Source organism: Paraburkholderia sp. SIMBA_053, assembly GCF_046534895.1.
Taxonomy (GTDB): Bacteria; Pseudomonadota; Gammaproteobacteria; order Burkholderiales; family Burkholderiaceae; genus Paraburkholderia; species Paraburkholderia caledonica.
The window spans coordinates 1-248 of the sequence record NZ_JAWRXU010001354.1 but is presented as its reverse complement, the minus strand read 5'-3'; the positions used below and the strand labels follow the sequence as shown (position 1 = coordinate 248).

The window sequence follows — 248 nt, the reverse complement described above, 5'->3', positions numbered from 1 at the left end:
CCGCCCATGCTCGGCGAACACAACGACGAAGTGCTCGGGCAGCGCGGCGGCGCCTGGCCTGCCATGGGCGAGTGAGACGTCATGACGGACAGCAAGGAGGGCATCGTGGAGCAGACCTGCATCATCATCGGCGCGAGCCATGCAGCGGCGCAACTGGCGCCGAGTCTGCGGAAGGAGGGCTGGGAAGGGCGCATCGTCGTGATCGGCGACGAGCCACACTTGCCCTATCACCGTCCGCCGCTGTCGAA

Annotated in this window: 1 pseudogene; it reads left to right on the top strand. The window is 67.3% G+C overall.

Annotated features, from left to right (window positions below):
* Positions 1-81: 81 nt before the first annotated feature.
* Positions 82-248: pseudogene (locus tag SB753_RS40020) on the top strand (pyridine nucleotide-disulfide oxidoreductase); the annotation flags it as partial.